This is a genomic window from Streptococcus sp. 1453 (assembly GCF_013276955.1).
GTDB lineage: Bacteria > Bacillota > Bacilli > Lactobacillales > Streptococcaceae > Streptococcus.
Genome location: NZ_VMLZ01000005.1, coordinates 1 through 15,507, shown reverse-complemented (window position 1 = coordinate 15,507; position 15,507 = coordinate 1). Strand labels below are relative to the sequence as shown.

The 15,507-nt window shown below is 41.8% G+C and carries 4 protein-coding genes and 1 pseudogene; all 5 read left to right on the top strand.

The genetic code is table 11. The features are described 5' to 3' along the window. Window positions 1-2 precede the first annotated feature (2 nt). Entirely contained in the window at window positions 3-887 is an 885-nt protein-coding gene (locus HW098_RS03585; protein ID WP_176139320.1) for a PucR family transcriptional regulator, read from the top strand. 656 nt (window positions 888-1,543) lie between these two features. Next, complete coding sequence (locus HW098_RS03580) at window positions 1,544-2,530, top strand: Rpn family recombination-promoting nuclease/putative transposase (RefSeq protein ID WP_176139319.1); 987 nt, start codon at window positions 1,544-1,546, stop codon at window positions 2,528-2,530. A gap of 8 nt (window positions 2,531-2,538) precedes the next feature. Continuing rightward, window positions 2,539-2,907: pseudogene (locus HW098_RS03575) on the top strand (hypothetical protein); the annotation flags it as partial. A 401-nt stretch (window positions 2,908-3,308) separates the two neighbouring features. Then, window positions 3,309-3,974 carry a YSIRK-type signal peptide-containing protein gene (locus HW098_RS03570; protein ID WP_176139318.1) on the top strand — a complete coding sequence of 222 codons (666 nt, stop codon included), beginning with the start codon at window positions 3,309-3,311 and terminating at the stop codon, window positions 3,972-3,974. 730 nt (window positions 3,975-4,704) lie between these two features. Continuing rightward, a partial coding sequence (locus tag HW098_RS03565; RefSeq protein WP_176139317.1) for a YSIRK-type signal peptide-containing protein occupies window positions 4,705-15,507 on the top strand: 10,803 nt, incomplete at its 3' end.

Here is a 15,507-nt window from a genome sequence, read left to right as displayed (position 1 = left end):
ACATGATGGCAAAAGAACTACAAGACTGGTTTCCTGAAGCTCAGATTTCAGACCAACCAGTAGAGAAAGAGGGTTATCTCACTCTTCCTTTAGCTTCTCAACAGTGGATTTTGCTGGAAGAAACTGGGCTCAGTGAGCGTGAAAAGCAGTTGATTTCCCTTTTGACCCAGCAGGAGCAGGCTCGTTCGCTCAATCCTTGGTATTCTTTTCTGATTGAGGGCAAGGGACAAGCACCACAAACTTTTAAAAAGATTCAGTTGGCCTATTGTCATCTTTCCTATTTTCAGCAGGAAAATCTAGCTTCTTGGCTAGATATGATGCGGACCCTTTTTCCTAACTGTCAGACAGTGCTACAGGTGGGAGCGCAGGATTACATTTTTGTTCTCCAACAAGATAAGTACACCTCTGTACGAGCTATTTTAAGTGATACGATTGAAGCAGTGGAGTATGACTTTGGACTGCGTCTGTCAATCATGTTGGGTCAGGTTTGGTCTCAGACAGGCCATCAAGCCCTATCAGACTTGATTAAAGCAGAGCGAGATTTGTTTAAGACTTGGTGGCGTCAGGGTCATCAAGGTGTTCATACTTTTTCTCAGCTCTATCTTTGGAGTATGGGAGAAAGACTCGTGGACTTGAGAGTAATCAAGGAATGTCTACACCAGATGATTTTGGATCAAGATCAGATTCAGGAAATCATCCTCTCTCTTTGGGAAAATAGTGCTGTTCTCACTAAAACAGCCCAGAAACTCTATCTGCACCGCAATTCTCTCCAATACAAAATTGATAAATGGGAAGAATTGACAGGCCTACAGTTGAAGGAGTTGACCGACCTGACTCTGTGTTATCAATTGATTTTAGGTTCTTTGTCAACTATAGTTGGTTTGTAAAGAAGTTAATATTTGGAGAAGAGGATTGCCATCTTCTCCATTTTTATGTGCAGAGTTATAGTGGATTGAGGCTGGGAAAGTACACTGCGACTGCTAAAACATTCCTAGAAGTTGCTTTGATTCTCCTAATCTATTTATGCAAATTTTATGTTATTTTACTATAGTTGTTTGATTTTTGTTTAGTATTAGAAGATTGAAAATCAATGAATAAATCTACCAGCAGATGACTCAAAACATCCTTTTGAAGCTCTAGATAAGGCAAAGTTGACGTGGTTTGAAGAGGTTTTCGAATAGTAGGAACATCCAATTTTGGTGTGTTTACTTATGGAGTTTTTCCTAGTGATACTTATATCTAGACACAAAGCTATAGCTTGAGAGCTAGTCATTTTCAGATAAGATTTAACTCTTCCTAATACTGGGTTTTGTTTGCTTTTCAGAGTCCTTTTCTGCTAGAAACTGGGATGTATCCTATTTATAGGAGTAATCGCTAGAAATATGGTAGAATCAAAAAAAGAATCAGCTGCTTTTTATGTAACTTTCAACCTGTGAAGTCTAAAAATTTTTAACTTTCTCCTTTCTTTTCCGAATAAATAGATAGTAGCAGTGAATCTAGTAAATTAGATTAAAAAATGTGCTATAATGAAAGGAGAAGAAATATGACTGTACGTCATCCGGGCATCAGCCCAACCAATGATTTGGTTGCTAAGAAGATTTTTAGTAATCCAGAGATCACTTGTCAATTTATTCGCGATATGCTGGACTTGCCAGCAAAAAATGTAACTATTTTGGAGGGAAGCAATATTCACGTCTTGCCTTCCATGTCCTATTCAGCGCAGGATTTCTATACCAGTATAGACGTCTTGGCGGAGTTGGACAATGGGACACAGGTTATCATTGAGATTCAGGTTCATCATCAGAATTTTTTCATCAATCGCCTGTGGGCTTACCTGTGCAGTCAGGTTAATCAAAACCTTGAAAAAATCCGTCAACGTGAAGGTGATACCCACCAGAGCTACAAATACATTGCACCAGTTTACGCAATCGCAATTGTAGATAGCAACTACTTCTCGGACGATTTGGCTTTTCACAGCTTTAGTATGCGAGAAGATACGACAGGTGAGGTTTTAACTATCACAAATAACGGACAAGAAAACCATCTGGTTAAGATGGCGTTCTTGGAATTAAAAAAATATAGAGAAACCAGCAAAGACGAGGTTCGCAAGCCGTGGTTGGAGTTTTTCGGGAATAAACCCTTTACCCAAGAACCCGAGCGAGCCATCAGCCAAGCAGACCAACTGCTAGACTATAAGAGCTGGTCCGAGGAGGACAGGAAAATGTTTAGCCAACTACGTATGCGAGAAGAACAAGCCTTGTTAGCGCAGGACTATGCTTTGGAGCAAGCTGAAGAAAAAGGCTTAGAACGAGGTCGAGCTGAGGGTCTTGAACGTGGTCGCGCAGAGGGTTTAGAGCGTGGACGAGCTGAGGGAGTTGAACAAGGACTTGAACGTGGGAAAGTTGAAGGAAGTTTGTCCATGCTACTAAATCTAGTCCGTCAAGGTATTCTAACTTCCGAGATTGCCAGTAAGCAGTTGGGTATGACTGTTGCTGAATTTGAGTCACTATTGAAAGATCATCATAAATAAGATCTAACAAATACAGAGAAACCAGCAAAGATAGCATTCGCAAACCGTGGTTGGAGTTTTTCGGGAATAAACCCTTTACCCAGCAACCTGAGCGAGCCATCAGCCAGGCAGACCAACTGCTGGACTACAAGAGCTGGTCCGAGGAGGACAGGAAGATGTTTAGTCAACTACGTATGCGAGAAGAACAAGCCTTGTTGGCACAGGACTAAGCCTTGGAAACAGCTAGGGCGGAAGGTATCGAACAAGGACTTGAACGCGGGAAAGCTGAAGGAAGTTTGTCTATGCTACTAAATCTCGTTCGTCAAGGTCTTCTAACATCTGAAGTTGCCAGTAAGCAGTTGGGAATGACCGTGGCTGAGTTTGAGGCGCTTTTGTAAGTTAGGGGATGTATCTAGCTTTTCTCTTAAAATATTATCAGAGTGCTAGGAAACTTACATCGTATTTCACTATTTTCAGCAGAATGCTTCTGTTGATTTTATATAGAAAAAATGTCAGATTTTATCTTTCTATAGATAGGGTCTGTTTTTTATTTATATTAAATTTAAAATATTATCCATAATAAGATTGATAGATAAGGGTGTGCATATATATACAATCACGAGAAAATACTGTTATATCGGCTTTTTTGCTACTTTTTTAATCTTATCTTCATCTAGGTTTATACTTGATGTCTTTCCGTAAAAGTATTACTATAAAGTTGACATATTATGTGTTACGGGTTTTTGTGTACTCTTTTGAGGAAAGTTGGCCTGTGATACAATGAAAGGATGCTATGCTCATGTTTGGAAAAAAACATAGTGACAATGGTGAAAAAATTTACCGTTACTCAATAAGGAAATACCATTTTGGAGCTGCTAGTGTTGCGGTGGCGGCTCTGATGTTCTTTGCGAATGGGGTGCAAGCGCAGGCCCCTGCAGTGTCTCCAGTAACAGCTAGTGATGTAGTTGCTGGACCTTCTGGAAATTCAGATGGGGATCCACAGGACTCAGATGAGGAGAGTCCTGAGAAAAAGGCAGTAGTTGAACAGCCTGTTGAGCTCAAATCAGAAGGAGAATCTAGCGCTCCAGAAGCTAAAACTGAAGAAGGAAGTCAAGAAGAATCAGAAGCTGAAGTTAAAAGTCCTCAGCCCGAGACTAAGATAGATGAGAACGCAGAAGCTCCTCAAGTGACGAAGGAAAAGGATCAGGAAGTATCAGCGCCAGTAGCTGACACAAGTGCAGCCAAATCGACACAAAGCACCCTAGAAGCTTTGTTGGCAAATCTGACCCTAGACTCCATGAAGGCTCTCCGCGCTGAAGTCGAAGAAGATCTCGCAAAGGCTAAGGCGGTCTTAGAGAATCCAAAAGCGACGCAAGCACAGGTTGATGAGCAAGTCAAACTCATGGAAGACCTGACTCGTCGGGTCAAGGAAGCTTTTTTGCTTCGTTTTTTTGAAACACAATAGATTGAGACTAGAACCGTACACACGCCACACCATACCACTATTACTAAAACATTGCTAGAAATGAATGTGTTTGTTACAATCGCTTTATCTAGTTCTTATTTTTGATATAATTTTTAGGCTTGAGTCACTTGATTTTGTTCAGTTGGCTTTTTTTGCTGTCCTTTTTCATGTGATAAACCTTTCAAGCCGTTTTTAGTATAGTAGATTGAAACTAGAATAGTACACACGCCAAACAACTACTGCCAAAACATTGTTAGAAATTACTTTGACTTTCCTACTCAATTTGTTCACATCTTATTTCAATCTGCTATAAGAGTTACAATACCAGGAGGGAGAGCACTGATAGAGGGTGTTTTGCTGTTTTCTTGAAGACTTCTTAATCAGTTTTTTTCTGAAATAGAATCTCAAAAACCACCTATAAAAATAAGTGATAATATGGCTAAAAAAGTTCGCATTTTGCTGTTCAAATTTGTAAAAATAGGATATAATAATACTGTCTCGAAATTTGTCTTTTTATACTCAATGAAAATCAAAGAGCAAACTAGGAAACTAGCCGCAGGCTGTACTTGAGTACGGCAAGGCGACGTTGACGTGGTTTGAATTTGATTTTCGAAGAGTATGACAAGTGTCGGAATAAAAAGAAACATATCCTTTCTTAAATACCTAAAATATTTAAGGGGGGGGTATTTTTTAGTACCTCCAGAAAGGAAAAATGAGAGGTAATTCAATCATGAAAAAATCATATCGTGATGATAACGGGGAAAAGATTTTCCGTTACTCGATTCGTAAATATCATTTTGGTGCAGCCAGCGTTGCTGTTGCGGCCTTGATGTTTTTTGCGAATGGGGCTGTGGCGGCGAGTGAGACAATTACTCCAGCTACGACAAGTGATGTCGTTACGACAGGTTCTGATGGCAATGCAGATGGGGATCCAGAAGCCTCGGATGAGGGAGACTCCAAGAAAGCTCTGACTGACCAGCCAGCTGAACTCAGATCAGCCGACCAGCTAAAAGCAAAAGAAGCGCCAGCTGAGGAAGCTGAACAAGGTAAGGCTGTGTCTAAGCCTGCTGAGGTAGACTCTAACTCTAGCCAGCCAGACTCTGCTCAAGAAACTCCTCAAGCAGAGGGAGAAAAAGAGCAAGACCAGCCAGCTGCTGCTAATACAGAGGCAGCCAAATCGACTCAAAGCAATCTACAAGCTTTGTTGGAAAAACTAACGCTTAGCTCAATGCAGGAACTCCATGCTGAAGTGGAAGCGGGTCTAGCAGCAGCTAATGCAGTTTTGAGCGACCCTAAAGCGACACAAGCGCAAGTTGACGAGCAAACAAGAGCTATGGAAGCCCTAATCAGCCGTGTCAACCAAGCCTTGACACCTGCCCTAGAAAATCCAACAATCTTGGAAAAAGCAGGCCTAGCATCTACCGGTCTGACCACTACCGGACTCGCCACTCCAGACGGAGCTGTAACGAATCAAGAAAGTGGAGGGAAACGTCATAGAAGAGGAGGCTTGAGCGCGTCAGAACCAGCTGCAACCCAAGTTGCTCCGTCTGCTGGAGGAAACACAACAGCTGCTGGGACGAACTCTCAAACGACTCCACAGACGCTCCCAACCTACACTAACACGACAGAAGGTAAAAACGGGGTCTGGGGACTAAAAGATGAGCTAGAGTTCATCACTGAGCAACTCCGAGCTAACGGAGCATCAGCAGATAAAATCCAAGCAGCCAAGGCAGCTGCTGATAAGTTCAATGAAGCCTTCTCTAAAGGCAACACCATCAGTCAAGAAGACTTTAGTGCTGCTTTGGCAGACCTGAAAAAATCTCGTGGACTGATCGAAGGGGTACTTCGTGAAAATGATGTGAATGCAGGAGAAGTAACAGGCCCTGTAAATCCAGCCGAGTCTGCAACCCCAAGCGAAAACAATGTAACTATCCAACCGCGCACCAGCACTAGAGGATGGTCAGGTTTCCGCAATGTGTCAGCAGGAGTACGAACACGTAATGCACGTTCGGCTGAACGTGTAGGGCCAGGAAGTTACTTTATTGATAAGTATACGAGTTACTTTGATAAAGGTGATGACTCAACATCTCCATACGATAAGTACACTTATGTTTACTATAATGTTAAGAGACAAACTTCTGCAGGTAAAGATGACCCTGTGGTAGACATCTTGAAGTATTTGCGTGAAAAAGTTACTAAAGTAACGGCAGATCCATCTAAAGGCGTTAAAAACGGAATTGACTGGGAAATCACACTTAATCCTGATCGTAAAAATCTCCAAAACATGAGTTTCTTCTTTACTCTTCCTAAAGGGCAAAGTTTGGTTAGAAATAGCTTTACCATTACTAGGGTGACGTCTACTGAAACTCGTTCCTTTTCATCTCCTGGAAACGGGAATGATGATGAGATAACTGCCAGCTTGAAAGCTGCAGGTCTGACCGATGTAAGTAAAGGGACTCCGGATAGAACAAATGCTCCGAGGCCAACTAAATTCCTGAATTCTGTGTATGATTATGAGGTATCAACCCTCAATGGTTTGGCTAAACAAGGTGTTTTTTTCAATAGGAACAGTGAAACCTCAGATGAAATAAAACTAGGAGACAAAAAGTTTGACCAAATTGAGAAAGATACGCAAACCGTCTACTATGGTCAACTAGGGGCTATAGAAAATGGTGTTTACTCTGCAGACCCAACTGCTGCTTATAAAATCACCTTTAGAACGGAAGGTAATAACCGAATCACTAATCTAAGCTACCTATCTGGTCTCAAGGGGGTGGATGTAAACAGTGGAGGGAACCCACGTAGACTATTAACCCAACAATGGTATGCTCGGACGCCGGGAGAAGTAGATGCTACGGATAAGTTTAAATTTGACTTGACAGGGAATCACTATTACCCTGTTAATCAAAATACAGTAAACTCCAAGTTTTTATCAGGGTACAATACTTATCAAGTGACTAAGGATGGTATCACCTATAAAAATAGACGTGATGAGTCTGACCAACCCTATAACTCACGAATTGACGGGGTAATATCTGCAGAAATAGCTGGCGGACAACCGATTACAGAGTACAAATATTTTGACATTACTTCATATGGAGATTATTTTAACGAACATGGTGTTAAGTTAGACAAAGAGCGAGACGGGAAACCTGAAGCTAAAAGACAAGGTCAAACGTGGCACTTATATAAAATCAATGAGAAGACTGAAATTAGTAATGAAGCCTTGACCCGAGATGCTATTTTGACTCCGGGTGTTCATAGCTATAAGTATGTCAGAACCTTTGACGATGGTTCTACAGATTCTGATACTTTCCACTTTGTGACCAAGCCGAAAACGCCAATCTTGGATACAGACTTAAGTCGCCAAGACGAGGGGGCAGCTAGGATTACTGCTAGCGGAGGTACAAAAGGATTTGACTTAGTGCTGTACAAAAAAGAGCCTAACGGCACCTTGACAAAGGTAGCAAGTGAAAAAGCTGATGATAATGGCCGTGCTACCTTTAATGTGCCTGACCTAAAACTAGGGGAGTACGTTGTTAAGACTGTTGTTGAAGGAGAATGGTTTGATTTCCGTGTTCCAGATCAACATGGACAGCCTACTAGGCATAATACGGTTGAGTCTGATGAGTCAAATGTAAGGAAAACACTTCCAGCTAAAATCGGACCTGCCAATACTAAAGATGGTGATCAACTTGATTTTGCGTCAAATAACAAACCATATATCGGTTATCCTCAAAATCAGCATATAGGACCTAAGAGTATTCGTTTCCTAGTGAAAGGTGCAACCAATATCACCAACCTTGAAGTTGATAGTGGTGGTGGCTATGGACAGCCTGGACGCTTCGCAACAAACTTCTGGAGAGTAGATGGGCTAAACTCTCAAAAAGCAACAGTTAGAGCGTGGGTATCCGACGGTATCAATAACGGTATTACAGATAATAGTAAAGCTGGTATTACGAATCTAAAAATTAGAGCTACGCTAGCTGATGGAACTAAAAAGGAACTAACTACAAGTCTGATTATTCCACCAAACAAACAGAACTTAGCCGATAACCAAAATCCTGGCTTAGTAGATAAAGCAAATGAAAAACCGACGATTCGAACCAAGAGTTTTGGAAACAATCTCAACGGAACCTACACAGTTGGAGATCAAACATTGGTCTGGAAAGCCTTGTTAGTAAAAGGTGGAAGTGATGACTACGATGGACCTCAACCGATTACAAAAGGTTATGATGTTGTAGCGGAAACTGGCTTGAATCCTGACGGAACTGCAACCTTTACAGCGGATAGCTATAAGAAAGATAAAATTGGAACGGATCCATTAAGAGTAACGCTTGCGTTAGTAAACTCTAAGACAAATCAGGTTTTTGAAAACCTAGTCCTTCGGAGAAGTGACAATAGCGTTCAAGCGACTGCTCCTCGTACGGACTATGTCCAAAAACCAGGACGCTTAACCTTTATCCAAGGGGAAACACCTACATGGGGAGATCCTAAGAGCTACTTCACCTATGGAGATGGCTCTGCTATCGGAACTGATAGAACCTTCCTATGGTCAAATTCTTTAAATCAGACAGCACCAAGCAACCCTGACTTGTCTGTAGGAACTGGAAAAACTATAGAAGTTCTGGCTTCTAACCCTGGACAAACCCCTAAGAGGATAAATCTTACCTACGATGTCGTCGCACCTGTGACTCCTAACAACAGCATGTATACGGTCAAAGGGAAAGATTTTGTCAAACCAAACACTACGACTGCGGCAGTAGCATCAGACTTCTATAACAACACCGATGGTAAGACCATCGCGTGGAAAACCAACTCAGCACCAGATAAAAATGCAGCTGTAGGTCAAAACCATACAGCAACCGCTACTGTGACCTACCCAGGAGTGGACCGAAACGGTCAGGCTATTACCCGTGATGTTACGGTTACTTATGGTGTTGTGGATTCAAGCTTAACCAAGCATACATGGGCAACTGACTACAATGGCAAACTAACAACAGGGACAGGAACTAATCCCGATGCTGATGCAAGAAACTACCTCAGCAAGGATAGCTATACAAATGGCAAGATTCAAACTGCCGAGTTTGTAGCAACGTCTAGGACAAGTGCAGAGGCACCATCAACAACCAAACCAGGTAGTGTCAATAAAGAAATCAAGGTAACCTATGACAATGGTCAAACGCAAAACTTTGGTCTTCTTGTCCAAGTGAAACCGGATAAACCTCGTGTGACAGATGATTTGGGAGAAAAAGCAGGACTCAACAACCAAACTGTCACAGTCACCAATGTCCCAGCCAATGCTGGTACAGTCAATGTAACTCTCAAGGCAGATGGACAGGTGATAGCAGGCACTCGAACAACTGTAAATGGCTCAACAGCAACCGTTACAGTTCCTGGCGTCCTACCAAAAGGAGCAATCACAGCCACTGTAGCATTGACAAATGCTAGCCACGACTACCAAACAAATCGAGATAATAACTACACACTCAACTCAGACGAGAGTGATGCAGTGAACAGTAGAGGTCGTAAACCGCAAAAACCAGAGATTCGTCAAGATAAGGAAGGTGATTTAGCGGTTACAGCGACAATTGGTCAAGATGGTGCCAATAAAGCGATTTTCAGCTACACCACTACAGGAAATCAAAGCAAAGAGATTACCTTTGAAAAAGGAAGGGACGGTACTTGGAGTAAGGTCGGAGCAACTGCAGATTCAACAGTTGCCATCCGTAATAACAACAATGGAACAGCTGAAATTCACATGACGGGTGGAACTGCTAATGCGGGAACTCCTGTCTCTGTCAAGCAACAAACAGCCTATTCAGACTACACTGATGCTGCAGAATTGACTGCTTATGGTCGTATGACAACACCTAACCTCAATGCAAGAGAGGATACAAGTGTTACCATTACACCAGCTTCAGATGCCAATAAGTTGACCGTTACCTATACACCAAGCAACCAAACTGCAGCTACAACTGTCACATTGACCAAAAACAATGCAGGTCAGTGGCAAGGGCAAGCAGGATTTAGCGTATCAGGCAATACGGTAACCTTGGCAGCAGGAACTGCTAAAGCAGGAACAGAAGTTTCTGCTAAGGCTGAAAGTTCAAACACCATTAGTTTGGCAGGAACAACTAATGCTAAGCCTGCTGTACCGACAGTCAATGGCAGTGGCGCTTATGCAAATGCGCTAGACTCAACCAGTCGAACCATTACAGGTACAGGTTTGGTAGGTGCAACTATTAAGATTACCCTTCAAGATGGGTCGTCAGATAAAATAACAACTGTTGCATCTGATGGTAGCTGGAGCTACACACTTGCAGCTAACGAAACCTTGACTCAAAACAAACTGGCAGACAACACGAGCGGTTATAGTAATCAAGCTGTGCGTGTGAAACAGGTTGTCAATGGTGTAGAATCTGGTAGTGCCAGCAAAGATGTTTTGATTGGATTCCCTACCTTGGACAATCCTGTTGCTGCAGGTCGTGACATTACCTTCTCTTTACCGAAAGACGTTGGATTGAGCTATATTCAATTTGGCGGTAGTTATAATGAAGAAGTAACCGTTAAGAAGGATAATGGTGCTTGGAAGCTTGATGGACGTTTTGCAGATAAATTGAGTATAGAGACAGTGACTCAAGACAATCCATCCATCACTAAGCTTAAAATTAGCGTTAAAAATCCGACTACTGAAAGTGCTATTCCTTTCCGTCTGGTAGAGGGAGATCGAAAGATTCGTCTACGGATGCATAAAGCGAATGCTTCAGGAACTGCTGCTTCTGGTACTTCTCAAATTACTGTAGGTGAAGGTTCTGTCCGTGCTGACTGGATTTACGCCAACGTAACAAATGAAAAACCAAGCATCACTGCTAAAGCTACTATTAAAGACACTTACGTTGCCAATGAGAAATTAACAAAAGCAAAACTGCTTGATCTTGTGAATGTCACAGATGCAGAGGACGATGCTGCTAAAACAGTTGGTCAAACTGCAAAACAAAAAGTAACAGTAGCGATTACTAAAGGTGGTCAAGCCTTTACATTAGCTGATGGTGATTATCTCAAAGAAGGTGACTACAATCTGGTGTATAGCACCAGTGACGCTGCTGGAAAGGCTGCGGACAATCTGACACGTACCATTCATGTTCAGTCTATAAAAGACGCCACAAGCATTACCCTTACTCAAAAAGAAGAGTTCACATCAGCGGATATTTCAAACAATAGCTTTACAGATCAAGCAAAAGATCGGTTTGTTGCCAAAATCAAACAACAAAATCCAAACTTACCAGCCAATACTCGAGTAGAGAAAGTGACAGATCCTGGATTAGGCAATGTTGTCAAACTGACTTTTGAAGATGGTTCTGAAAAGCTTGTGACTGGATCCGATATTGCTGTACCAGCAATGCCAACAGTAACACCAGAATCAGGATACGGACAAAACTTGAGTTCAACGACCCGTAGCCTATCCGGTACAGGTATTCCGGGTGCAACGATTAAGATTACCTTACAAAATAACAAGGAAGTTTCAACAACAGTTGGAACGACTGGTGCCTGGACCTATGACTTGCAAGATGGGGAACTGCTCTCGCAAAATGAAAAACAAGATGCGACAACTAAGGTAGCTAACCCTGTTTCAGTCAAGCAAGAAATTGGTGGCATGATTTCTGCACCACAAAATGTTACCGTTAGCTTAGGAAAAGCCGAATTTGCAGAAACTCCAGTTCAAGCAGGACGTGATATTGTTGTTCGTGTACCTCATGATGCCAGTCGTTTCTATGTTGTTATTGCAAGTAAAGATGGAAGTAAGTATCAGTATGGAGTTAGTAAGACTGCTGCTGGAGGATGGCAGGTAGTAGAAGAACGTGCAACAAGTGGTGGCAGTTTCACAGCTACTGGAAACAGCACAACTGACTTAACAGAGGAACAAAGCAATAATCCATCAGAAAAACTACTGAAACTACACATTAAAGATGCCAATACGAAGGCAGATATTCCTTTCACGATTCCTTCGTCTAATAATAGTGTAATTGCTCGTGTTCATTATGATAATGAGGCAAATAATCCTTCTGGTGATTTTGCACGAGCAACTGCAACCAATACAGGTCCAAACATTGCTGTAAACGAGCCAAATACGCACGATTACACAGCAGATGGTAGCTTGACGCTGGCAGGATTGAAATCTCTTGTCACAGTAACGGACGCAGAAGATGATGCCAACAAGACCGTAGGAAGTCCAGCGCGTGAGAATGTAAGTGTCACCATTCAAAAAGATGGACAAGCAGTTGCCTTAGCAACGAATGACTATCTCAAAAAGGGAAATTACACAGTAACCTACACCGTACGAGATGCGGCAGGTGCAACAGCAACTAAAACCTATACCTTAACGGTTTCTTCATTAGCAGAGTCTAAAGGTGGATCGATTGTTTATCCATCAGATGACCAAAAAGTAGTGTATGGAAATAGCGATATAGTGAATGGAAACTTCACAGATTCTGCTAAAACTGGTTTTGCTACTAAATTGCAAGATCTAAATAAAACGAATACCAATCTACCAACAATCAATGGTCAGGGTGTGACATTTACAGCAGGCGCTACTGATGATAAAAACAAGGTTGTAACAGTTAGATTCCCAGATGGTTCAAGCTTGGATGTGCCAAGTGATAAGTTAGCTAAACGCCGACCAACTCAACCAGAGATAACGTCTGATAACAACGGAGATGTTACAGTAACTCCAGTGAATGAACCAAATGTTAATTCACTAAAAGTAACTTATACTCCAGCAGATAACCATCAGCTTCAAGAAGACGGTACTGTAACAACAACCCCTCAAACTGAGACGGAAGTAATTGCTACTAAAGGTGCTGATAACCAATGGACGATTACAAGGGGTCAAAAAGACGGCATTAGTATTGATGCAACTACTGGTGCAATCACACTGAGAGACGAAGTGGTTAAAGACCAAACAGATGTGAAAGCTAAGGATATTGCTCAAACTATTGAAGGTGATGAAGCTAGAAGTCAGGCAGCTAATGGAGATCAAACCAAGCCAGTTATTGGAGCTTCATCGAGACTTGTGGAAGTTGGAAAGCCGGTTAATATTCCTCTTAACCTAACAGATACTGGAGTCGGTGTTGATAATGCGAATATTAAGGTTACAGACCTACCAACAGGTCTAAGTTATGATACAGCTACTAAATCAATCAAAGGGACACTAAGTTCAGTCACTAAACATGATATTACAGTAAGAGCCCTAGACAAGAATGGTAATAAAGCTGAGGAAGTAATCTCTGTAATTGCTGTGAAGCCTAAACCGATTTATGCGATTAAAGACGGAAATATTCCAAATGTAGACACGGCAAGTAATTTTGTGGAAGTTCCTACAGGGGTAACAAGTCCAAGTGTTGCTTGGAAGGATGGTCAACCAACAACAACGACAGTAGGAAATTCGACTAAAACTGTAACGGTTAGTGCGCAAGGTTATACTTCGGCAGAAGTCGATGTTCCGGTGACGGTATATCCAGGAGTAACTTATCGTACGGTTAAAAATAAAGAAGTAACAGAGTACGATGAGATTGTTGGGCAACCATTGACGTCAAGTTTAGTTCCCGGAGGAGGTAGATTTAACCCTGTAACCCCAGATTACTATATAGCCTTTGAAAATGGGACAAAACCCACAGGAACAATGGTCGAATTTGAAGGCGGAACACCAGCAGAAAGAAGTACAGCTGCAGGAGTAACGACTAAAACAATCGTTGTGACCTATCCACATGGAGCTGGAATTGTTAAGAAAACAGTTACATTCAAGACTTATGGTAATGAAGCAAATTATGAGACTGGAAAAGACTCTATCGAGACAACGGTCGGTACAGAATTTAGTAAGCTTACTGCGAGAAACTCTGTCAAGTTAAGTGATCCGAATGTGCCAAATCCAAGCGGCACTTTCATTGGTTGGTGGAAAAATGGGGGATACGCTCCTGAAAATAAAATCGGAAAACGTGAAGAAAATATCAATGTATGGTATGGAAGTAATGTTGAAAACAAACGTGGAGATGACACTCACAATTATAGTGATCAAAATGTTTCAGTAACGCTAGCTGTCAAACCGCAAGCACCAACACTTCAAGGTCAAGCAGGTACAAAACCAGCCGTTACGGTATCTAACCTACCAGAAGCTTCGCAGTTAGCGACAGGAGCAACTGTAAAAGTTCAACTTAAAGATGCTCAAGGCATTGTTGTAGCAAAAAAAGAAGTTACAGCAGGAGCGACAACAGTAACATTCGATAAAGCTGACTACAAGAAAGACTTAACATTAGGAGAGAAGCTAAATGCTAATGTCCTTGTCTCTGGAACATACAAGAAAACAGTAAAAACAGACGATAGAACTGAACAAGTAGATACACCTTATGCATTATCTTCAGCTAATAGTAATCAGGAAACTGTTAAAACGTATGCTGATTTCTATAGAAATCAAGTGAAATATCCAACTGATGCTGAAAAAGTGACTTATGGTGCTAGTGATATCGTTAATGGTAACTTTACAGATGCAGCGAAAGACCGCTTTGCAGCTAAACTTCAAGAAGTTAATGCAAGTAATAGCAAACTACCTACTGGAGTGACTTATACTAAGGGTACTACGGACGATAAGGAAAAAGTAGCTGTGATTAACTTCCCAGATCGTTCTACTATTGATATTTCACATGCGGTTGTAGCCAAACCAGAAGTTCCGACAATTACTCTTACACACGATGATAAAGTATCGGATGCGGATCGCACGATTTCTGGTACAGCGCTTCAAAACGCGACAAAAGTAACCATTCAATTCCAAGATGGACGAGGAGCACAAGGTCGAGTAGATGTTACACCTGTTAATGGTAAATGGACTTATACTCTTCCACCAGGACGTTACCTTCGTCAAACAGAACAATCAAGTTTACCAGGTTCTTCAACTGTACCATTATCTGTAACACAAACAGTATTTGATGCAGTTAGTGACGCTAAGAAAGTATATGTTGCAAAAGACCGTAACTTTGCAGGGAAGACAATTACGGGTGTGAGAGGTAGTGCAGAACTTGAACAGTTGAAGTCAAATCCGAAAGTTGGAATTTCTTATACCGAAAGAGGTACTGAACAGACGTTCCCAAGTGATTTTGACGCTGCGTGGAAAACGACACCAGATGTGACAAGTATTGGTACCCGTACTTACATTGCAAATGTCTTTGAGAAAGATAGAACCGATAGAGTTAGCCAAGAAGTTCCAGTTAAAGTTGTTGTCAAACCAAGCACTCCAAGTCTTGTAAGTGCAGTCGGTAAGAAAGATGCAGGCAGCGTTACCGTTAATGGCGTGAATAGTGGTACCACGGTAGCCCTTTATGACATGACGGATCCAACTAACCCAATCGAATTGGGACGCACAGATGTACCAAAAGATGGTGACTTTGCGCTCAAAGATGGAGTAGCGATTAACCTAGCACCAGGCAAGAAATTGACGAAGGATATGCCGATCGCGGTTCGCAGTATCTACAAACCAACCGTA